Annotated in this window: 19 protein-coding genes; 16 read left to right on the forward strand and 3 right to left on the reverse strand. The window is 29.4% G+C overall.

The window, feature by feature from the left end; all coding sequences use genetic code 11:
• The first annotated feature begins 252 nt into the window (after positions 1-252).
• The 3 genes from ACO5J6_RS02635 (at position 253) to ACO5J6_RS02645 (ending at position 3,627) form a co-directional block, all read left to right on the forward strand.
• The gene (locus ACO5J6_RS02635) at positions 253-1,062 is read left to right on the forward strand and encodes a M48 family metallopeptidase (RefSeq protein ID WP_485641878.1); all 810 of its coding nucleotides are present in this window, start codon (positions 253-255) and stop codon (positions 1,060-1,062) included.
• A 19-nt stretch (positions 1,063-1,081) separates the two neighbouring features.
• Positions 1,082-2,059 (forward strand): tRNA dihydrouridine(20/20a) synthase DusA, encoded by a 978-nt coding sequence (gene dusA, locus ACO5J6_RS02640; protein WP_485641879.1) that lies wholly within the window; start codon positions 1,082-1,084, stop codon positions 2,057-2,059.
• Between the two features lie 236 nt (positions 2,060-2,295).
• Complete coding sequence (locus ACO5J6_RS02645) at positions 2,296-3,627, forward strand: FAD-dependent oxidoreductase (RefSeq protein ID WP_485641880.1); 1,332 nt, start codon at positions 2,296-2,298, stop codon at positions 3,625-3,627.
• 39 nt (positions 3,628-3,666) lie between these two features.
• Here the strand turns inward: ACO5J6_RS02645 and thrC are convergent, their stop codons facing one another.
• The gene (gene thrC, locus ACO5J6_RS02650; RefSeq protein ID WP_485641881.1) at positions 3,667-5,157 is read right to left on the reverse strand and encodes a threonine synthase; all 1,491 of its coding nucleotides are present in this window, start codon (positions 5,155-5,157) and stop codon (positions 3,667-3,669) included.
• A gap of 241 nt (positions 5,158-5,398) precedes the next feature.
• Between thrC and ACO5J6_RS02655 the strand changes: the two genes are divergently transcribed.
• On the forward strand, positions 5,399-6,070 hold the full coding sequence (locus tag ACO5J6_RS02655; RefSeq protein WP_485641882.1) for a hypothetical protein: 672 nt from the start codon (positions 5,399-5,401) through the stop codon (positions 6,068-6,070).
• A 28-nt stretch (positions 6,071-6,098) separates the two neighbouring features.
• Here the strand turns inward: ACO5J6_RS02655 and ACO5J6_RS02660 are convergent, their stop codons facing one another.
• A complete protein-coding gene (locus ACO5J6_RS02660) occupies positions 6,099-7,286 on the reverse strand; it encodes an MFS transporter (protein WP_485641883.1) in 1,188 nt (395 codons plus the stop codon).
• Between the two features lie 210 nt (positions 7,287-7,496).
• Between ACO5J6_RS02660 and ACO5J6_RS02665 the strand changes: the two genes are divergently transcribed.
• The 8 genes from ACO5J6_RS02665 to ACO5J6_RS02700 all read left to right on the forward strand — a co-directional run bounded on the left by ACO5J6_RS02665 (position 7,497) and on the right by ACO5J6_RS02700 (position 16,220).
• Positions 7,497-8,729: a tetratricopeptide repeat protein gene (locus ACO5J6_RS02665; protein WP_485641884.1), complete on the forward strand. Its 1,233-nt coding sequence runs from the start codon at positions 7,497-7,499 to the stop codon at positions 8,727-8,729.
• A 101-nt stretch (positions 8,730-8,830) separates the two neighbouring features.
• Positions 8,831-9,550 (forward strand): SIMPL domain-containing protein, encoded by a 720-nt coding sequence (locus ACO5J6_RS02670; RefSeq protein ID WP_485641886.1) that lies wholly within the window; start codon positions 8,831-8,833, stop codon positions 9,548-9,550.
• 41 nt (positions 9,551-9,591) lie between these two features.
• A complete protein-coding gene (efp, locus tag ACO5J6_RS02675) occupies positions 9,592-10,167 on the forward strand; it encodes an elongation factor P (RefSeq protein WP_485641888.1) in 576 nt (191 codons plus the stop codon).
• A 77-nt stretch (positions 10,168-10,244) separates the two neighbouring features.
• Positions 10,245-10,784: a hypothetical protein gene (locus tag ACO5J6_RS02680; protein WP_485641890.1), complete on the forward strand. Its 540-nt coding sequence runs from the start codon at positions 10,245-10,247 to the stop codon at positions 10,782-10,784.
• A gap of 154 nt (positions 10,785-10,938) precedes the next feature.
• A complete protein-coding gene (locus tag ACO5J6_RS02685; protein ID WP_485641892.1) occupies positions 10,939-11,886 on the forward strand; it encodes an endonuclease/exonuclease/phosphatase family protein in 948 nt (315 codons plus the stop codon).
• A 39-nt stretch (positions 11,887-11,925) separates the two neighbouring features.
• Positions 11,926-13,296, forward strand: coding sequence for an MATE family efflux transporter (locus ACO5J6_RS02690; protein ID WP_485641894.1), 1,371 nt, complete (start codon positions 11,926-11,928; stop codon positions 13,294-13,296).
• A 70-nt stretch (positions 13,297-13,366) separates the two neighbouring features.
• On the forward strand, positions 13,367-14,971 hold the full coding sequence (locus tag ACO5J6_RS02695) for a phospholipase D family protein (protein WP_485641895.1): 1,605 nt from the start codon (positions 13,367-13,369) through the stop codon (positions 14,969-14,971).
• 19 nt (positions 14,972-14,990) lie between these two features.
• On the forward strand, positions 14,991-16,220 hold the full coding sequence (locus ACO5J6_RS02700) for a tetratricopeptide repeat protein (protein ID WP_485641897.1): 1,230 nt from the start codon (positions 14,991-14,993) through the stop codon (positions 16,218-16,220).
• A gap of 110 nt (positions 16,221-16,330) precedes the next feature.
• On the opposite strand, the gene ACO5J6_RS02705 is transcribed toward ACO5J6_RS02700, so the two are convergent.
• Positions 16,331-16,732, reverse strand: coding sequence for a hypothetical protein (locus ACO5J6_RS02705; RefSeq protein ID WP_485641898.1), 402 nt, complete (start codon positions 16,730-16,732; stop codon positions 16,331-16,333).
• 176 nt (positions 16,733-16,908) lie between these two features.
• Here ACO5J6_RS02705 and ACO5J6_RS02710 point away from each other — a divergent pair, with 176 nt between their 5' ends.
• From ACO5J6_RS02710 to ACO5J6_RS02725, 4 genes are all read left to right on the forward strand, one after another.
• On the forward strand, positions 16,909-18,369 hold the full coding sequence (locus tag ACO5J6_RS02710; protein WP_485641900.1) for a glycoside hydrolase family 32 protein: 1,461 nt from the start codon (positions 16,909-16,911) through the stop codon (positions 18,367-18,369).
• Positions 18,370-18,490: 121 nt separating this feature from the next.
• Positions 18,491-19,867, forward strand: a complete 1,377-nt coding sequence (gene rsmB / locus ACO5J6_RS02715) for a 16S rRNA (cytosine(967)-C(5))-methyltransferase RsmB (protein WP_485642007.1) — start codon at positions 18,491-18,493, stop codon at positions 19,865-19,867.
• A 28-nt stretch (positions 19,868-19,895) separates the two neighbouring features.
• Positions 19,896-21,641, forward strand: coding sequence for a tRNA nucleotidyltransferase/poly(A) polymerase-related protein (locus tag ACO5J6_RS02720; protein WP_485641902.1), 1,746 nt, complete (start codon positions 19,896-19,898; stop codon positions 21,639-21,641).
• Between the two features lie 25 nt (positions 21,642-21,666).
• Positions 21,667-23,175, forward strand: a complete 1,509-nt coding sequence (locus ACO5J6_RS02725; RefSeq protein ID WP_485641903.1) for a YfcC family protein — start codon at positions 21,667-21,669, stop codon at positions 23,173-23,175.
• The last annotated feature ends 15 nt before the right edge of the window (positions 23,176-23,190 follow it).

Below are 23,190 nucleotides of genomic sequence, written 5' to 3' on the forward strand. Positions count from 1 at the left end.
ATTTTAAATAATTCTAATTCTGATTTATGCTGTTATAAATTCAGGATTATTTTTAATTATAATATATAAACTCTAATTTTTCAATGGATATTATTATAAAAAGAGAAAAACAGAAAGAAATACTTGAATATCTTAGTATATTGGATAAATATACAAATAGCTGATATATTAAAAAAATAAAGAAAAGCTCTTTCTATTGAAAAAATAAGGAAAAGATTGTAAAATACAAACAATACTTACAGGAGGTCAAAAATGAAAAAAAATATAAAAATTTTAATGATTATAGCAAGTTTAACGGTATTTATCGGTTGTGAAACAGCCCCTTTGACAGGGAGAAAGCAGTTGAAGATCGTGAGTGATGAAAGTCTTGTAGACCAGTCTAAACAGGCATATTCACAATTTATAGGACAAATGCGTGATAAAAATTTATTGGTGAATAATACAACTGACGGGCGTAGACTATCGGCAATCGGTGGGAAACTGTCCGTAGCTGTGGAAAAATTTATGAGAGAAAATGGAATGGAAAACAAAATTAAAAATCTTAACTGGGAATTTAATCTTATAAAGAATGAAGAAAAGAATGCTTTTGCACTTCCGGGAGGCAAGATAGTCTTTTATACAGGTATAATGTCCATACTTAAGACTGACAGTGCTGTAGCATTTGTTATGGGACATGAAATAGGGCATGTGGTAGGCGGACATCATGCTGAAAGTCAGAGCGGGAAAACTGCCGCAGGATTAGTGATGATAGGAAAAGAATTGGCTGATACTCTCACAGGAGGGGCAACAGCAGTTATAAATAATGATTTAGTCGGTCAGGGACTTTCAATAGGGCTTTTGAAATTTAACAGAACACAGGAATATGAAGCAGACAAATATGGAATGATATTTATGGCAATAGCAGGGTATAATCCTGAAGAGGCAATAAAAGCTCAGGAAAGACTTATGGCAGTTGAAAAAGGAGTAAATGTGGAATTTCTGTCAACTCATCCGTCTACACAGAACAGAATAGAAGCTATGAAAAAATTTTTACCTGAAGCTATGAAATATTATAAAAAATAATAAAAAGAATGGGGAGTAAATGAAGAAAGATATTATCAGTGTGGCACCTATGGTCGATAAAACTGACAGACATTTCAGAAATTTTGTAAGGATGATAAATAAGGATGTACTGCTGTATACCGAAATGATAACGGCGCAGGCTATTATAAATGGTGATACCGATTATATTCTTGGATTTGATGATATAGAACATCCGATTGTATTACAGATAGCTGCGACAAATAAAAAAGAGGCTTATGAAGCTGTAAAAATTGCAGAAAAATATAATTATGATGAAATAAATCTCAATGTAGGCTGTCCTTCCGACAGAGTATCGGGAAATATGATGGGAGCTTATTTAATGGCTTTTCCCGAAACAGTAGCCGAAATAGTTCAGGAAATAAAAAAAGCTACTGATAAGCCTGTTTCTATAAAGCATAGAATAGGAATTGACGGTAAAAATATTCTGCCTGATACATTTAAAAGAACTTTGCTTGACAGATATGAAGATATGCTGAATTTTGTCAGCATTACTGAAAAAGTTGGAGTCAAAAAGTATATTATTCATGCGAGGATAGCTGTTTTGGAGGGACTTGACCCAAAGCAAAACAGGGAAATCCCTCCGATAAGATATGATGAAGTTTATAGACTGAAAAAAGAAAAACCCAATTTACATATTGAGATAAATGGAGGTATAAAAACTACAGAACAGATTGATGAGCATTTAAAATACGTAGATTCAGTAATGTTGGGCAGAGAGATTTATGATAATCCTATGATACTTACAAAATTTGGTAAATATTATGAAAGAGAAATAGAAATCACAAGAAAAGAAATAGTTGAAAAAATGATATTATATGTAGAAAAACTCGAAAAAAGAGGTATAAGACCTCATCTGTTTCTTATGCATACTCATGGACTTTTTCATGGAGTCAGAGGAAGTAAATACTGGAAAAGGGAAATCAATGCTCCTGAAGCAAATTCTGAAACATTAAAAAGATTATTGGAAGAAATTTGATAAAAAATTAGAAATTATAAAATGTATTGTCTTATCTTTATATAATTATTTCTTTTTGTAAAATTATAAAATATCTATATAAGAGAAAATCAAAAGAAACAAAAAAATAATATTGAAATAATTATAAATTTTGTCTGATTTTAAATTTTTATGTTTTACATTTTTTAATTTTTATAGTATACTAAATATACTTAAGTTAAAGAAATAAATAATTTGCAAAGGAGAAAACATACAAGATGAAAGTAGTTGTAATTGGCTGTACACATGCGGGAACAGCAGCAATTCTAAACTTGAAAAAAACAAATCCCGATACTGAAATAACAGTATTTGAAAGAAATGATAACATCTCATTTTTATCATGTGGAATTGCATTATATGTGGGAGGAGTAGTAAAAGATCCTCAAGGATTATTTTACTGTTCACCTGAAAAATTAAAAGAATTAAACGTTGATACAAGAATGAAACATGATGTAAAAAACGTTGATATACAAGGTAAAAAAATTCGTGTTGTAAATCTGGAAACAGGAATTGAATTTAATGAAACTTTTGATAAATTGATTATCACATCGGGTTCATGGCCTATCATTCCTCCAATTGAAGGGATAGATTTGGATAATATTCTGCTTTGTAAAAACTTTAATCATTCAAATGAAATAATTGAAAGGGCAAAATATTCCAAAAAAGTGGTTGTAGTCGGTGCAGGATATATAGGAGTAGAACTTGTAGAAGCATTTAGAGATAATGGAAAAGAAGTTGTTTTAGTAGATGCGGAAGAAAGAATACTCAACAAATATTTTGATAAAGAATATACCGAAGTTGCCGAGGAAGCATTCAGACATAGAGGTATTGTAACTGCTACAGGAGAGAAAGTAGTCAGATTTGAAGGGAAGAATGGAAGTGTAACAAAAGTAGTTACCGATAAAAATGAATATGAAGCCGATATGGTAATTATGTGTGTAGGATTTGTGCCTAATACATCATTATTTAAAGGTCAGCTGGATATGTTGCCCAATGGAGCAATAAAAGTTGATGAATATATGAGAACAAGTGACAGAGATGTAATGGCGGCAGGAGATTGCTGTTCGGTATACTCCAATCCTCTTAGAACATACAGATATATCCCTCTTGCCACTAATGCCGTAAGAATGGGAACTTTAGCAGCGTTAAATCTATTTGAAAATAAATACAGACATCCGGGAACACAAGGGACATCAGGAATAAAAATATATGAAAATAATATGGCTGCAACAGGAATAACTGAAGAAACAGCAAGAATTGAAGGTATAGATGTGGACTCTATCTTAGTTACGGAAAATTACAGACCTGAATTTATGCCTACTTATGAAAAAGTAAAATTTAAAGTGGTATTTGAAAGAGGCAGCAGAAAAATTTTAGGAGCACAGATAACTTCTAAAGCTGATTTGACACAGTCAATCAATACTTTATCAGTATGTATTCAAAATGGAATGACAGTAGATGAGTTGGCTTTTGTAGATTTCTTCTTCCAGCCTCATTATAATAAACCTTGGAATTTTATAAATCTTGCAGGATTAAATGTTTTGAAATAATAAATAAAATAAAAGAAACTATTTTTAAAATAGTTTCTTTTATTTTAAGGTTTTAATATATTCTTTTACAAAATTTTCAATTTCTGTTTTATCTATTATTTTGGAAAATCTTATTTCAGATTTTCTCACTTCATCAAGTTTTTTAGGAAACTCAATATTTGTAACGGATGAAATTTCATCTAAAATTTCGTAAGGATCTCTATTTTTGTTCAAATCCAGTGCTTCTGCAACAGGCAATGGAAATTTGAAAGGATGAGCAGTGGACATTATTACAGTATGTATATCCTTATCAATATTATTATTTAATTTTTCATATACAGCATAAGCAACGGCAGTATGAGGATCCATTAAATATTTATATTCATTATATACATTTTTTATAGCTTTTACTGTAGCGTTATCATCGGCAAATTCGCCATAAAATTCTTTTTGGATATTTGAAAGTTCTTCAGGCGTAATGGACAATTTTCCTGTAGAAAGTAGAGAATTTATAAGTTCATTAACTCTTTCAGAATTTTCGCCTGTACTGTAATATAAATATCTTTCAAAATTGGAAGATAGTAAAATATCCATAGAAGGAGAATTTGTAGTATAGAAATCTCTGTTTTTATTATATGTTCCTGTTTGAAAAAAATCAGACAACACGTTATTTTTATTTGAAGCTGAAATAAACTTTTTTATAGGAATTCCCAATTTTTTTGCAATATATCCTGCAAGAATATTACCGAAATTTCCTGTAGGTACAACTACATTAAAGTTTTCTCCTGTTTTTATAGTACCATTATTAATTAGATTAACATATGTCGAAATATAATAAATCACTTGTGGGAACAATCTTCCTATGTTTATGGAATTTGCACTTGAAAACATAATATTATGGTTTTCTGCATATTTTTTAAAATCATTGGAAGAAAATATATTTTTTATGGCACTTTGTGCATCATCAAAATTACCGTTTACAGCAATAATTTCAACATTTTTTCCTTTCTGCTTTCTCATCTGTTCTTCCTGCATAGGACTGACACCATTTTTAGGGTAAAAGACAACTATATTTATCCCGTCGATGTCTTTAAATCCTTCTAAGGCTGCTTTTCCCGTATCACCCGAAGTCGCAGTGAGAATAAGTATGTCTTTCTTTTCATTTTGTTTTTCCTTGCTCAAAAGCAGCAAATAGGGAAATAATGAAAGAGCTAAATCTTTAAAAGCCAAAGTTCTTCCATGAAACAGCTCTCCAAAACTTACTTTTTCATTTAATTTATGTAAAGGAACAATATTTTTATCATTAAATGTATTTTCGTTATAAGCATTATTTACAGCCTGTTTTATTTCTTCATCGGAAAATTCCGTAAAAAACAGTTTTATAATTTTTTCTGATAATTCCTGATAGGATAAATCTTTTAAATCTTCATACGATAATTTTACATCAGGAAATTTTTCAGGTATATACAACCCTCCATTATCTGCAAGTCCATGTAAAGCAGCAAAAGTAGATGATTTGAGCTCCCCGCCTCTTGTACTTTTATAATTCATATATGCACCTCTTTCAATATTATTACTGTTTATATTATTATTGTCTTATTATTACTTGTTATGATAAATAGTATCATAAAATTATGATTGATACAATAAAAATTTAAATTTAAAAAAATTTTTTGAAAAAAATATTGATATAAAAGTTTTCATAAAAAACTCTCATTTTCTTTTAATGTAGTTATGATATTAATTATAACAGAAAAATATTTGAAGATAATAAATCAAAAGGAGAAAAACTATGAGAATTTTAAATTTTTTAAAGAAAAAGAACTATATATTTTTAGGACTTTTATTATTAATTTCATTAATAAGTTATGGAAATAAAACCGAAAAAAATAATACTATATATTCACATACAATTTCACTATCTTTTCACAGACCATTAGTTATTAGAAAGAAAAAAGATAAAAAAACGGGAAGGGAAATTATTGTAATTAAAGAAATCGATAATAACTTTATTTACGCTAATTTATATGGTTATGAAACAGAACAGAAAAGCTCAAAAAATGAAAAAAATATAAAATATAATACATATAGTGAAACGAATGGAAATCTTTTAGATGAAATGTACGAAAAGAAATACCCTATTGTAATAGAAATTGAAAAAGCTGTATGGCAGAGATACTTGAACTCATTAAAAGATAAAAGTTTGAAACTTGTTCAAATAGATAGCCAAAATAGAAACTTTAAAAAATCTTATGTTCTAAAAAATTTCAAAAATGAAGAAGAATATGAGGAAATTTCTATGACTTTTTCAGGCTTTGAGAAGAAAAAGAATATAGAAGATAAAGAAAAAATAACATTAAATGGAGATGTAATTAAGTTAAAAGGGAAAAACACTCCATATATAATAAAAGTAGTTCTTGAAAATGATAAAAAACCAATGACAATATATATTAATGATAAATAAGTTATAAATATTTTTTTGATTAAAATTTCTATTCTTCAGACTGTTTTATTGTAATAACTGATTTATTGAGTAATAATAATATAAATACGATAGTCATTATTATAATATTTACAATAAACGGTAAATAAGAATTGGCTGCAAGTAAATAGCCTGACGATAAAGAACCGGCAGCATTTCCTAAAAATCCTACGGCAGAAGCTATACCGAGTATTTTTCCCTGCTCTTTCATATATCTTTGGGCTATGATACTGTTTCCGAGAGACCTCACTACTTCATAGGTCATTGTGTATATCGTCATCAGAATATAGGAAACCGTTCCTGCTTTCAGTTCGTATAATATAATGGACATAAGTATAATTCCTATAAATATCATTATCTTATGGATTGATTTTTCCTTGTATTTAGCTATCAGCTTTACTAAAATCAGACTTGTACCTATAAATGCAGCAAGTGATGAAAACATTACAAAAGTGCCGATAGTGTCTGAATTTACTTTGACATAGAATTTAAAAAAATAATTCAAAGCACTGGCATATGAATATATTCCCACATTTGACAAAAAAATTATAAAACAGAAAAATTTGGAATATCCGTCCAGTTCTCCTATATATCTGAATGTAGCAAAAGGGTTCAGATTTTTCTTTTCTTTTATCTCATTTTTCTTTTCCGATACTATTTCCTTTAAAATAATAAATATTAAAACGGATACTAAACAACCACATATAAACTGTAATCCAAAAGGGTATCGTGTGTCAAATTTTGCAACCATTCCTCCGATTTTTTGTCCTATTGCTCCTCCAATAACTGCTGCTGAGCTGACTTTTGCTATATTTTTGCTTTTTGTTTCTTTAGTAGATAGCTGGCTGACATATCCGAAAGCTACTGCAAATGTTCCTCCGGAAGCAATTCCGGCGATAATTCTCGCAATAAAGACAACGGGCAGAAAGTCTACAAAACCAAAAAATATTTGGGAACATCCGTATAGGAAAGGCATAAATATAAATATTTTCTTCATTCCGATATTGTCAGCTAATGCACCGAAATAAGGTGATGATATAAACATTGAGACACTCATAACTGCAAGAAATTCTCCCGAAATACTTTTTTTCCAGTTTCTCAGTTCAATTAGTCCCGGAGTAGCCGGGTGTGCCAAATTGTATACTGTAATACAAAAAAACATCAGCAGTATCATTCTATTAATATATTTTTTTTTCATTTTTTTCCTTTCATTATTTTTAATTATTTATTATTTGAAAATATTTTTTCAAAAAATATTGTTTTAAAGTATAGAAAAATATTTCTAAATCTGCTAAAATTAACAATATGTAAAATTGATAAATAATATTATTGACGTTTAGTATACAATAAATTTAATTAAATATCAATAAGAATAATAAAAAAATATAAATACAGGGGGAGATAAAATATGAAAAAAAGCTCGAAAAATAAATATTGGGCAAGAAATATAAGAAGAGTGCTTATTATTATGGCTATGTTTCTAATGACTGTCCAATGTGCCCGTTTTTTTATGACAGAAGAAAAAAAACAGGAAAATTATACCAAAATGATTAATTTAGCCTTTGAATATGAAAGAGACGGAGATTTCAAAAACGCTGAAAAATTTTATAAAAGAGCTGCAAGGTATGATAATTTTGCATATTATGAATGGGCAATGATGTATTATCAGAATATAGACAGTGAGAAAGGATTAAAAAAACTTGAGGAGGCCTATAATAAATATAAAATTGTCCTTGCTGCAAGAACATTGGGAAATATAAAATATGCGAAAAAAGATATGAAGAATGCAAAAAAATGGTTTATAAAAGGTGCCGAAGGGGAAGATGTGGAATCCCAATATTATCTGGCATTGATACTGGAAGAAGAAAAAAATATAAATGAAGCCGAAAAATGGTATAAGAAAGCAGCTGAACAGGAAGATAGTGCAGCTATGTATAAACTTATTTATATCAATTTTTTTAAGGGAAACAGAGATCAGATGATAAAGTGGAGAAAAGAACTGTTTGAAACAAAAGGAATTGAAAAAATAAGTTGGGATATGAAAGAGAATATTGACCATATGTTCGGGAACGAACAGGAACAGCAATATTTCCGTTTGGCTGTGGACGGAGAAAAATATCAGGATGAATCAAGATATAAAGATGCTGAAAACAGATATATAGAAGCTGCAAATATTTATAACGAAGCTTATGTTGATTTAGGGCTTTTTTATTACTACGGGATAGGGGATAAGGAAAAAGGGAAAGAAATTTTGAATGAAGCTTACAAAAAAGGAATTAAAGGAGCAGATTTCAGACTCGGAGTGATAGCCTATGCGGAAAAGCATAAAGATGAGGCAAATAAATGGTACAACATATCTGCTGAAAAAGGAAATCCGAGAGCCCAATTTTACATAGCTCTGGACTATGATGAAAAAAAAGAATTTAAAAAAGCGGAAAAATTTTATTTGCTTTCTGCCGAACAGAAAGATGCTGAAGCTATGTATAACCTTATGTTAATGTATCTCAATGACATGAAAGATAAAAAAAATGCAAAAAAATGGGCGAACAGTATACTGGAAGAAGCAGGACTTATAAATCTTACGCTAAATATAAAAAATGCCGCTAAAGATACATTAACAGAAGTAGATGAGAAAATCTAAAATAACAAATATAATTGACTTTTTTAACAAAATAAATTATAATTCAAAAGAAACATTAAAAAAGTTGTTAAAAATAGGAAACAGGAAAGTACGTGATTAGTATGAAAAAAGTGCAATTTATAATAATATCTACAATACTTACATTTGGTCTTATAGTTTCAGGAGCCTTGATTTCCAACGCACTGGACAAAGTAAATAAAAGTGAAAATAAAATAACGGTAAAAGGAGTAGCCGAAAAACGTATAAAAGCTGACAGAGCTGTGATAAATATTATTTTAACTTCTAAAAATAAGGATGTGGAAGAGGCTAAGAAAAGTATAGATGAAAAAGAAAAGGCTGTAACGGAACTTTTAGAAACACAGCAAATTCAAAAAGAAAATTATGATATCGGGAATTTAAAAATAAAACCGTCATATGTTGGAGAAACCAATAAAATATCAGATTATGAGATTACCCAAATTATTTCAATAAACACTAAAGATGTGGACAAAATAGATGAAATTTATGAGAAATTAGCTGAATTGCCTTTAACTTATAATAACCTTGAAGTAATAAAACCCGAGTTTTATATAACAGGAATTGAAAAATATAAAAAGGATTTATTGATAGAGGCTTCAAAAAATGCTGAAATGAGAGCATTTGAAATGCTGAAAGTAAATAACAACAGGGTTGGAGATTTGAAAAATATGGTACAGGGGCAGTTTGAAATTCTGGAAGATAAGGAAGATACTAAACGTATAAATGAACCTGTAGAAAATCAGATGTTTAAAAAATTGAGGTCAGTCGTAACAGTAACATATTCGATTGATACAAATAAATAAAATTAAGACAAAATCAAGAAAATTTAGGAGGAAATTATAAAATGAAACCAGCAGCAGAATTAAGACAAGGGAGTACATACAGAAAGGATAATATACCATATTTAATATTAAAAGCTGAAAGACATCAGTCGACATCAGGTAAAAGACAGAGAGCGGCAGAAGTAAAGTTCAAGACAAAAGAACTGATTTCAGGTAAAATACAGGAAATTACTGTTTTAGCTACGGAACTTATGGATGATATTATTCTTGACAGAAATCAGATGCAGTTCTTGTATGAATCTGAAGGGGAATATTTCTTTATGGATCAGGAAACTTTTGAACAGATTGGACTGACCGGAGAAGATTTGGGAGATGCGGTAAATTTCTTAGTAGAAGAAATGGTAATACAGGTACTTATGTATGAAGGAACGCCTGTAGGAGTTGAGTTACCTAATACAGTAATAAGAGAGATTACTTATACTGAACCGGGACTGAAAGGGGATACAATAGGGAGAGCTACAAAACCTGCTACAATTTCCACAGGATACACTTTGCAGGTGCCGTTGTTTGTAGTTATAGGAGATAAAATCAAAATTGATACAAGAACGGGCGAATATATAGAAAGAGCGAATGGTTAAATATAAAGGAGGAAATGAGAAGTTGAAATTTTTAACTCTCATTTTTCTTTAATGAGAGAGAAAGGGAAAAAATAATAATGAAATTAATAACGTTTTTAATTGATATATTAATGACTTTAACTGATACAAAAATATTTATAATTATAGTTGCCATTACCGTCTTTGCAAAAAAAATCGCTTTTACGGTTTATGGATTGAGAAAAACCATAGAAAGCTATATAGATGTAACTGAAAATGAAAATAAAAAAATCATAATTAAATTAGAAAAAGCAGGAAAAGAAAAAGAATATGAGCTGAAATATATAAGAATAAAAAATAATCTCAAGGAAATAAAAAAATATTTCAATCTTGTTTTAAAAAATAAAAAATATATTTTAAGAGAGATAGAATCCAACGATTTTTTTGATTTTAAAAAAAAGGCGATGATTTATGTAAGAAATGCAAATCCTGTATTTGAAAAGCTCTCCGTTAGTTTTCTTCCTGAAAAGGAACTCAAAAATATTATAATAGAAATGGTTCAACTTGACATAGCAGAATTAGAAAAAAGTGATTTTAAGACATTGACTGAAAAATATGTTTACAGGAAATTTCTTAAGGAACTGAATAAAGCTAAATGAAATTGAATAAAACTAAATAGAATTGAATAGAACCAAATGAGATTGGATAAAACTAAATAAGATTAGATAGTACTGAATGGACGGTAAAGAAAAAATAAAAAAACAGAAAAGATAAATTTAATATGTAAATCTTGAAAATTAGAGGCGGGGTTTTATGAAAAATATAAAAAGAGGATTTTTTCTAATATTTCTTTTATTTCTTTTTTGCTGTATTTTCGGGTGTGATAATGAACAAATTTTAGAAAATAAAGAAAAACAGGAAAATACGAAAATATCAGAAAATAGAAAAAATAAAAATTTAAAAAAGGAAAGAAAAGAAAGAAAAGGAAAAAATGAAACAATATTAATAGCTTCCTTTAATATAATGAGATTGGGAGAAAAACCTAAAGATTATAAAACAATCAGTAAAATAATATCAAAATTTGATTTAGTCGGATTGGAAGAAGTTATGAATGAAAAGGGATTGAAAAAACTGAAATATCATTTGACTAATCTGACAGGAGAAGAATGGGAATATATAATATCCGAGAACTCGGTAGGAAGTGAGAATTATAGGGAATATTATGGGTATATTTATAAAAAGAATAAGTTTCAGGAAGCAAGAGGAATAGGATTTTATAAAGAAGAGAATAAAAATGAGTTTATGAGAGAGCCTTACGGCGCATATTTTAAATCAGGGAATTTTGATTTTGTATATATTATTTGTCATTCAATATTTGGAGATAATGAAAAGCAGAGATTAATAGAAGCAGCAAATTATTCAAAAGTTTATGAATATTTTTTGAATATGACTCAGGAAAATGATATAATAATGGCAGGTGATTTCAACGTACCGGCGGACAGTCCTGCATTTCAAAATTTATTTTTAAAGAATAATGTATCGTATATTTTAGACCCGAAAAACAATTATACTACAATTTCCGATACAGGACTGGCAAATTCTTACGATAATTTTTTTATTGATAAAGAAAAGACAAGAGAATATACCGGCAGATATGGAGTATATAATTTTATAAAAAATAATAACGGATTAATCAAAAAATACATTTCGGATCATTTGCTAATATTTTCCGAATATTCTATTGAGAATGATTTTGATTAGAAATATAATTGAAATATTATTGAGAAAAGGAAACAGATTATGGATAAAACAGTAAAAGAAGTATATAAAAAAGTATTTACAATAGGGCTGCCTATATCATTTGAAAATATGATATACAGTCTGATGAATTTCATAGATATATTTATGGTTGGAAAAGAAGATGTCATACTTGGTTTAGGAACATCGGCAGTGGCAGGATTAGGGTTTGCCAATCAAGTATTTATGATTTTTATAGTTTCATTGTTTGGACTAAATAGTGGCGGGGGAATACTGGCAGCCCAGTATTATGGAAGTAAAGATTATAAAAATCTGAAAAAATGTCTGGGTATAACTATTATTGTAGGTTTTCTATTTTCCGTGTTATTTTTAATCATGGGAATATCTATACCTGAAATAATTATAAGTATTTTTACTAAAGATAAAAATGTTATAGATTTAGGAGTGAAATATTTTAAAATAGTCGTATGGGTTTATCCTTTAATAGGGATAGGTTATGCATTTAATATGCAGCTTCGTTCTATCGGAAATACGAAATATTCCCTTTATTCGACTATTATAGGTTTATTTATAAATTTTATAGGAAATTATGTTCTTATATTCGGAAAGTTCGGATTTCCGGCAATGGGAGTGGAAGGAGCTGCTCTGGCTACAGTTATTGCAAGAATAGTAAGTATTTTCTATCTGATGTTTATAATATATAGGGATAAACTTCCAATGGCAGGAAGTTTTTCAGAGTTATTTAAAATAACATGGGATTTTATAATTAAAACATTGAAAATCTCATTACCTGTATTCGGACATGAAATAATGTGGGTTCTTGGAGTAAGTATATATGTCATAATATATGGAAGAATGGGAACAGAGTCAGCTGCGGCTATACAAATAGTAAAATCCATAAGTAATCTTGTGTTTACACTTATATTTGGTCTATCAAGCGGTACTGCGACGATAATAGGTCAGGAGATAGGAGCGGGAAATGAAGACAATGCCTATAAATATGCTGTGGAACTGTTGAAGATATCTTTACTGATAGGGGTAATGATAGCCTTATTTGTCTACCTGACAAGTCCTCTGATTTTAAGAATAATGGGAGTAAAAGGGGAAATTTATTCTCTGACACGTCAAATAATAATTTCAGAGGGATTTATAATAATAATCAAAACAGCAGGAACTCTCTTTATAGTAGGTATTTTGAGAGCGGGAGGAGATACATTATGGACAATGTTTGCAGATTTGCTTCCTTTATGGCTGTTTGCAGTACCTCTGACATATATTGCCGGTTTGAAAATGGCTCTTCCCGTAGCATTAGTTTATCTTTGTTCGGGAAGTGATGAAGTGTTGAAAGCACCTTTCTGCCTAAAGAGAATGAAAAGCAAAAAATGGATAAAAAATCTGGTAAAAACTTCGTAAACTGCTATGATTTATAATAATTTATGATTATTTACAGCAGAATTTGCAGAATTTAATGTAGGAGAATTTAATGAAAAAAAATAGTAATTTGAATATAAAAAGATATTTATTAATCGGATTTTCTATAATGTCCATATCATGTTCGACAATAAAAACTCCACCTGAGGGCGTAAATTATGAAGGCCCTCTAAGGGAAAGCAGAAATGTTGATTTTCATTATGACCTTACATACTTGGATAAAGATGGAAATATAAAATATGACAGAAATTTATGGGAAGCCACTTATAAAGTCCTTGATAATGCAAAAGACTATCTTATAGTGGAAATGTTCTTATTTAATGATTTATATAACAAGGATAAGGAGCATTTTCCTGAATTTGCTAAAGAATATACAGAAAGACTTGTAAAAAAACAGAAGGAAAATCCTAATTTGAAAGTATATGTACTGGCTGATGAGAATAATAATTTTTATGGTGCTTTTGAACATCCATTTATAACTTCATTGAAAGAAGCGGGAATAAAAGTAATCATAGTAGATATTTTTAAACTTAAAGATACTTTCCCTTGGTATTCTCCTATCTGGAGAACTATTATAGAGCCAATGGGAAATCCTCAAAATAAAGGCTGGATAACAAATTTTTATGGAAAAATGTGGCCTAAACTGACTTTAAGAAATTTATTCAGAGCATTAAATGTCAAAGCGGATCATAGAAAAGTGTTTCTAAACGAAAAAGAAGTCGTAGTTTCCAGTGCAAATATACATGACCCGAGCTATTTTCATGAAAATATCGCCATTTATGCTGACGGGGATATCACAAAAGATGTACTTCATAATCTTGAATTGGTTGCAAAATTTTCCGATACGGAAATTGATGTTAGAAATAAAAATATTGAGAATAATAATGAAACTGATATAAATACTAAAAATGAAAATGAAACAAATAATACAAGTGATAGAAATATTGAAAATAAATCTGTAAATAATAATTTTCAGAAAATAGATGAAAATTCTCTAAAAGATACAGATAATAATTCCGTTAAAACTGAAAAAACTGATACAGTAACCGATAATCAGGGAGAAACTTATCAGATACAGTATATTACCGAAGCTGCAATAGGTAAACATCTTGATAAGGACATTGACAGTCTCAAATATGGAGACGAACTGATAATGGGGATGTATTTTTTAGCTGATAAAGGAGTAATTGACAGGCTTATAGCCGCTGCAAACAGAGGAGTCAAAATAAGAATTATATTTGACAGAAGCAGAGATGCGTTTGGAATGAGTACAAACGGACTTCCCAATAAACCTGTGTCCAAAAAATTGAAAAAGAAAACAAAAGGAAAAATAGAAATAAAGTGGTATTTTACTAATAATGAGCAATACCACACTAAGATAGTTCTAATGAAAAAGACAGACGGAAATGTTATAATAGCGGCAGGTTCAGCGAACTTTATCAAAAAAAATATAAGAGGATATATAATGGATGCTGATTTTAGAATACTGACAAATCAGAATTCCAAATTAACAAAAGATATATATACTTATTTTGATAGATTATGGGAGAATAAAGACGGAATATTTACGATAAATTTTGAGGACGAACCAACAACGAGTAAATTTTCAGATTTTATGTACAAAATATTGGATATAACACAATTAGGTTCATTTTAAGATAAAATTTATAGATAGGGTGATTGAATTGAAAAAAAAGGTATTTTTTCTGTTTCTGGTAGTAATGGGGATATTAACAGTATCATGTTTTAAGAATAAAGAAGACAAGAAAACTTCTGAGGATACTAAAAATGATAGTTATACTTCAATAACCGAAAATAATACTTCTCAGGTAAACAGTGATATTTTTAATTTAGGAAAAAATAATAATCAGCAGCAAGCAAATAATAAAGGAAATATAGAAAATCTGACACCTGAAGAACAGCAAAATCTAATTAATAACAAAGTTGACCCTGCCAAAGTTTCTCAAGCTATAAAAGATGCTGAAAATGGTAATAAAGAAGCTATTCTTTCATTGGCTCATTTATATTACGGATTAAAAGATACTGCTAAAGCTAAAAAATATCTGCAAATGGGAGTAAATAGAAATTATCCCGAAGCGATATATAATATGGCCATGTTGTTAAAAGAAGAAGGAAATATGGCAGAAGCCAATAAAATGATTGCGAAATTACCTAAAAATGCAGGAAATCCACAACAAATTCCCGGAGCGGAAGCGTATAATAGAGGTGTGAATTATGCAAAAGCAGGAAATTATAAGGATGCTAAAATACAGTTTGAAGCTGCTTATAGACAAGGATTGAGAGAAGCGGATATTCAGGTTGCACTTTTAAATAAACAGACAAAAAATTATGATGAGGCTATAAAATGGTTTAAGTTGGCTCTTAATAGAGGAGTAAGTGCAGCAAATCTTGAAATTGGAGCTATTCTATTTGATACGGGTAGACAAGTAGAAGCAAGAAGTTACCTAATAAAATCTTATAATTCAGGAAATAAGGCTTTAGCTACACCTATAGCAATTTCATATCATAAAGAAAATAATATGAGCGAAGCTCTGAAATGGTATAAAATAGCTGCTAAAAATGGAGATAAAGAAGCTAAACAGACTGTAGCCGAAATTGAAGGAAATAAAACAGCAAGTACGGCTAACGGAGGAGTTACTCAATTCCTCAATACTGACAAACAGCAAGGGAAATCCAATACTAATACATCGGATATGATAAATTCGTTAGCTCAAAATAAAAAAGCCAACAATAATTCAGCTGTAAAAAATTCTGTAGCAAGTAATCTGGATTCTACATCAGTAGTAAATAGAAAAGCAAAACAGAGCAAAGCAAAAGAAAAAGATAATTATAATATCGAAATTGAAGAAATAACAAACAGTAGAGTAAATGAGTTTGGTAAATAAAAAGAGAAAATAGTGAAAAATAATATTTATAGATTATTTCTCACTATTTTTATTTTAAAATTTTTATTTTTTATTTCCAATATGATTTAATGTGATTTTTATTTATCAGATTATATTAAAAATGTCATAATACCAAGAAGAATATTGACAGTAAAGACAAAAAGCAGAACAGCTCTGTTTGAAAATTTTATAACAGGATTTAACGGATAAAATGTGGAAAGTAGAAAAAAATCAATTATCACATATATAATAAGGACTGTACTTAGATTTTCAAATATAAAATATTGGAACTGACGATTTTTAAAAAATAATAACACAGGCGGCAATAAATATTTAAATGAAGAAAAGAACACAAAAAACAGTGTTGTCATTATTTCAAAAATCAAAGTAAAAATTATAATTCTTTCGGAAAATTTATTTTTTTCCTTACTTGGATAAAATAACGAACTTATGGAATAAGCTCTCACAAAAATCATTAAAATAGATAAAAAGGAAAATACAGTTACTATCATAATATATTGTCTCCCATATTGTTTAATTTTAATTATTTTATCATATTTATTCTTTATAGTCTATTAATATTCTTTATATATTTTAAATATTTAAATTATTTTTTCAAAATTTACTGGTTTTTCTTACAAAATGTGGTATATTATATAGTAAGAAAAAAATAATTATGGGGTGAAATATGAATTTTAAACATGTTAAAGAAAATGAAGAAAAATCTGTTGCCGAAAAAAGAAAAGCGGTAGATAGTGATTATTGGAGGCAGAAATATCATATTCAGGGAATAGTAGGACTTATAAATGACCCTAACGGATTTTCACAGTTTAGAGGAGAATACCATATGTTTTATCAATGGAATCCTCTAAAAACTGACCATACTGCAAAATATTGGGCTCATAGCGTGAGTAAGGATTTAATTCACTGGGAAAGAAAAAAGACAGCATTGCGACCTGAAACAGTTTATTCCAAAAATGGTGTTTATTCGGGAAGCGGATTGGTTATAGATGATAAGCTTTATCTATTTTACACAGGAAATGTAAAAGATGAGGAAGGAAACAGAGACTCTTACCAGTGTATAGCGATTTCCACTGACGGAGAAAATTTTAAAAGGATAGAACCGGTTATAATAAATCAGCCTGACGGGTATACAAGACATATAAGAGATCCGAAAGTTTGGGAAAAAGACGGAATTTACTATATGGTTTTAGGAATACAAAGTAAAGAGTTAAAAGGGAAAGTAGCTTTTTACAGTTCAGAAAATATATATGACTGGAAGTTTTTAGGAGAAATTGCCGGAGCAGACAAAGGAAAATTAGGAGATTTCGGATATATGTGGGAATGTCCTGATTATTTTCAGCTGAAAGACGAAAAAACAGGAGAAACAGCGGATGTGCTGGCTGCCTGTCCTCAAGGTCTTGAGCCTCAGGAAGATCTATATAATAATAAATACCAAAGCGGATATTTTATAGGAAAACTGAATTATAATAAACCTGAATTTATTATTGAGACAGATTTCAAAGAATTTGACAGGGGACATGATTTTTACGCACCTCAATCAATGGAAGATGATAAAGGAAGAAGAATTTTAATAGGCTGGATGGGTATTCCTGAAGAAGAAGATTATCCGACAACTGAAAACGGTTGGCTCCACTGTCTAACTTTACCGAGAGAGCTGAAACTGGAAAATGGCAAGCTTTATCAGGTACCTATTGAAGAAATGGAAAAAATTAGAGGAGAAAAATCAGAATTTTCAGGCGTAATAAAAGGTAAAAAGGAAATAAGTAACGGTACAGTATATGAGCTGAAAGCAGAATTTTCAAATATTTCTTCTAATTTTGGAATAAAATTAAGAGCAGGAGAAAATTCGGAAACAGTTTTAAAATTTGACTATGAGAGTAAGAAATTTATTTTGGACAGGGGAAAAGGAAAACAGCCGAATAAAAGTTTGAGAAAAGTATATTTGGGAGAGATAAATACTCTCAGTATGAGAATTTTTGTGGATAATTCTTCAGTTGAAGTATTTATAAATAATGGTGAAGAAGTGTTTTCATCAAGAATTTTTCCTGAAAAAAATGCCGATAAAATTATAGTTTTTTCGGAAAACGATATAGATGTAAAAATAGAAAAATGGGAATGGAAATAAAAAATAATAAAAAATTATATATTACAATAATCTGAAAGAAATAGACTATATAGATTTTGAAATATATCTGAAATATAATTATAAAATAAATATGGAATAAAGGAATAGAATATTGAATAATATGGATAAAAAAAGAAAGTCTGATAATTTTTCAGATAAAATAATTTTGAAAAAATCAGAAAATAATATAAAAAATAATATAAAGATTGATATTATAAATTTATTGGATGAAATTATGAACGGAAAATATAGCAATATTCAGCTAAATTATTATTTCAAGACAAAGAGCTATCTAAAAAAGGAAAAAACTTTTATAACAAATATAATAAATGTTACATTGAAAAATCTCATATATATTGATTATCTGATAAGTCAGACCGTAAAAAATATTCAAAAAAGAAAAATCAGACAGTTACTTAGAATATCAGTAGTCCAGTTATTTTTTACGGGAACTGACAGTGCAGGGGTCATATATGAAGCAGTAGAAATTGCAAAAATAATTAATAAACATCAGTCAGGTTTTGTAAATGCAACATTACAGACAATTCTGAAAAATAAAGATGATATTACTGAAAAAATTCCATTGGACAAAAAGGACGGAATTATTTATTCTTATCCTCAATGGCTTGTAAATAAACTGAAAACGGATTATCCTGAAAATTATGTTGATATAATGAAATCTTATAAAACGAGAAGTTATTTATCCGTAAGATATAATAAGAAAAAATTGTCAAAAGATAAATTTGAAAAAATATTATCGGAAATAAAATCCGAAATACTGTTTTATATGGATAATGTGTATTACCTGTCAAATTCCAATATATTTGAAACAGAGGAATATAAAAAAGGAAATATCGTGATACAGGATTTATCCTCATATCTGGCAGTAAAAAATCTAAATATAAAGGAAGATGATACTGTACTTGATGCCTGTGCGGCTCCCGGCGGAAAATCGTTGGCAATATTACAGGATTTTAATCCGAAGCTTTTAATAGCTACAGATATTTATGAGCATAAAGTAAAACTGCTGGAAGATATAAAAGTAAATTATGGATTTTCCAATTTTGAAGTCTATAAAAATGATGCTACAAAGATAGAAAATTTGAATATGAAATTTGATAAAATATTACTTGATGTACCTTGCAGCGGATTGGGAGTATTGAGAAAGAAACCTGAAAAAATATATGACCTGACATCAGAAAAAATTAAAGAACTGAAGAAATTACAGAAAAAGATATTTGACAGTGCATACGGCTCATTAAAAGAAAATGGGGTTATATTATATAGTACTTGTACCTTTTCAATTAATGAAAACACTAATAATCTCAAATATTTTCTTGAAAAATATAGTGATTTATCGGTTGAGGAGATTATCATTCCTGAAAATATAGATACACGAAAAGATGAGTTTGGAGGAATATATATAACTCATAAAAATATGTATAATGACGGATTTTATATAGCAAAATTAAGAAAAATGAGTAATAATTTGCAGTAAAAAAGAGTAAGAAAGGAAAAATATCAGTATGCAATTTAAATTAAACAGCGATGTAAAATTTATATTGGAAAAATTGAATAAAAACGGAACGGGCTTTCTTGTAGGAGGAGCAGTAAGGGATTTATTGTCCGGAAAGGAACCCGATGATTATGATTTTGCGACTGATATTGATTATGAGAAATTAAAAAATATATTTGCGGATTATTTGCCCAAAGAAGTCGGAGCAAGTTTTGGAATATTAATAATAAAAGTAAATAATAAAAATTATGAGATTGCAAAATTTAGGAAAGAAAGCGGAATATTAAACAGCAGACATCCTAAGAGTATCAAATTTGTTCAAACAATAGATGATGATTTATCAAGAAGAGATTTCACGATGAATGCAATGGCATATAATGAAAATACAGGACTAATTGATTTATTTGAAGGAAAGAAAGATATTGAAAACAGAGTAATAAAATTTGTAGGAAATCCAAAGAGAAGAATAGAAGAAGATGCACTAAGAATAATGAGAGCATTCAGATTTATTTCACAACTTGGTTTTAAGCTTGATAAAAAAACAGCAGAAGCTATTCGTTCAAGAAAAAAATTTTTAAATAAAATATCAAGGGAAAGGATTTTTGAGGAACTGAGTAAAATTCTTTTAGGTCCTTATATGAAAAGAGCCTTTAAAATGATGAGAGATTTAAATGTACTGGAGATGATTATTCCTGAATTTGATTATGCTTATGATTTTGACCAAAATAATTCGTATCAGAAAGATATACTGTTTGACCATATCCTTGAAGTTACAGGTTTATGTGAATATGATTTGATTACGAGATTTTCAGCTTTATTTCACGATTTAGGAAAAATAACTACAAAAACTATTGATGCTAAAGGTAAATTTTATTATTATGGGCATGAAAAAGCGAGTGCATTTATAGCTGAAAACTTCTTAAGAGAGTTCAGGGCGTCAAATGATATTGTAAATTCAGTAAAAAAAATAATATTAAATCATATGCTTGTGTATCAGACACCGACTGACAAAGAAATTAAAAAACTCATTATAGGTTTGGGAGATAAGAATATTGATAGGTTATTTAATCTATTTAATGCAGATATTTTGTCTAAAAAAAACAAGTCAAAATATGAAAGTCAGAACCTTTTAAAAACCTTGAAAAAAAGGGTTCAGGATATAAAAGATGAAGGCGGGATACTTGATATAAAAGATATGGATATTACGGGTGTGGATTTGATAAATATGACTTTTGATCCAAAAAGTATTGGAGAAATCAAAAATGACATATATGATAAAATTTTAGACAATAATCTAAAAAATGAAAAAGAAGAGATATTAAAATATTTAAGTGAAAAATATAATGTTTTTAAAGACGCCAAATGTGAGAAATCATGCGGTGCAATTATATTGAACAGCAGTAGAGAAAAATTTCTGATTGTAAAAATGTATAACGGAAACTGGGGATTTGCTAAAGGGCATGTGGAAAATAACGAAACTGAAATTGAAACGGCAATTAGAGAAGTGAAAGAAGAAACGGGACTCAAAATTAGACTGTTAGACGGTTTTAAGGAAGTCATAAAATATGTACCTGATAAAACAACTTTAAAAAAAGTAGTTATCTTTGCAGGAATTGCAGAAAATGAAGAAGTAAGAATAGATAAATACGAAATTGAAGATTATAAATGGTGCAATTATGACGAAGCTATGAAACTTATAACATATAAATTACAAAGGGATATTTTGGAAAAAACGATAAAGTTTATAAAAAATTGAAATAAATATTTAAGGAGTGATTTACGTGAAAAAGAAAAAATTTGAGTTTCCCTCGGCGTATACGGTATTAGTCATTATATTGCTTTTAGCTGCCGGGCTGACTTATGTAATACCGTCAGGGAGATTTTCCAAGCTGTCTTATGACAAAGCAGGAAATGAATTTATAATAACGGATCAGGAGGAAAAAGTTACGACAGAACCTGCCACGCAGGAAGTTCTGGATAGATTGAAAATAAATGTTTCCCTAGATAAATTTACCGAAGAGAAAATAAAAAAACCTATGGCTATTCCCGGAACTTACAAGAGAATACAGCAAAGCCCTCAGGGAATAATTGAAATTATAAAATCTCCTGTTACAGGAGTAGCCGATTCTGTCGATATTGTAATATTTGTCCTAATTTTAGGAGGACTTATAGGAGTAATAAATAAAATGGGTGCTTTTGATGCAGGAATTGCAGCTCTTTCAAAAAAAACTAAAGGAAGAGAATTTGTACTCGTATTTCTCATATTTACTTTGATAGCATTAGGCGGAACAACTTTCGGAATGTCAGAAGAAACAATAGCATTTTATCCTATTTTAATGCCAATATTTCTGGCAAGCGGATTTGACGCTATGACTTGTATTGCGGCGATTTCCTTAGGCTCAACTATAGGAACTATGTTTTCTACGGTCAATCCGTTTTCTACGGTTATTGCGTCCAATGCTGCGGGAATATCCTTTACAGAAGGACTGACATTCCGTATAATATGCCTTGTTTTAGCTTCTACAATATCAATATTCTATATTTATAGATATACTCAAAAAGTGAGAAAAGACAGAACAAAATCAGTTGTTTATGAACAGGATGCAGAAATTCGTGAAAAATTTTTGGGACACTTTGAAAAAAGCCTTCAGTCTGAATTTACATTGAGAAAAAAACTCTCTCTAACTATATTCGGTTTGGCATTTCCTATTATGATATGGGGAGTTTCCGTTGCCGAGTGGTGGTTTTCCGAAATGTCGGCATTGTTTCTGGTAGTAGCTGTAATAATTATGTTTATATCGGATTTACCTGAAAAAGAATCTATCGGTGCCTTTATAAACGGTTCGGCTGAACTTGTAGGAGTAGCCCTGATAGTAGGACTGGCAAGAGCGGTAAATATTATAATGGATAACGGATTTATATCCGATACTTTGCTTTATTATTCAAGTCATCTTGTTTCCAATATGAGCCATACTTCATTTGCATTATTCCAGTTCGGTATTTTTTCAGTATTAGGTTTCTTTATCCAGTCGTCATCAGGACTGGCAGTGCTGTCTATGCCTATTATGGCACCTCTCGCAGATACGGCAGGAGTATCAAGGGAGATTGTAATCAATGCATATAACTGGGGTCAGGGATTAATGTCCTTTATCACTCCTACAGGAATGGTTTTAGTATTTCTTGAAATGGCGGAAGTTACTTTTGATAAATGGCTGAAATTTGTTTGGCCACTGTTTGGAATAATAGCAGCTTGTTCGGCAGTTATGATGGTTATTAATACAATGATTTAAATATAAGAATACAGG

This window comes from Pseudoleptotrichia sp., from assembly GCF_057270515.1.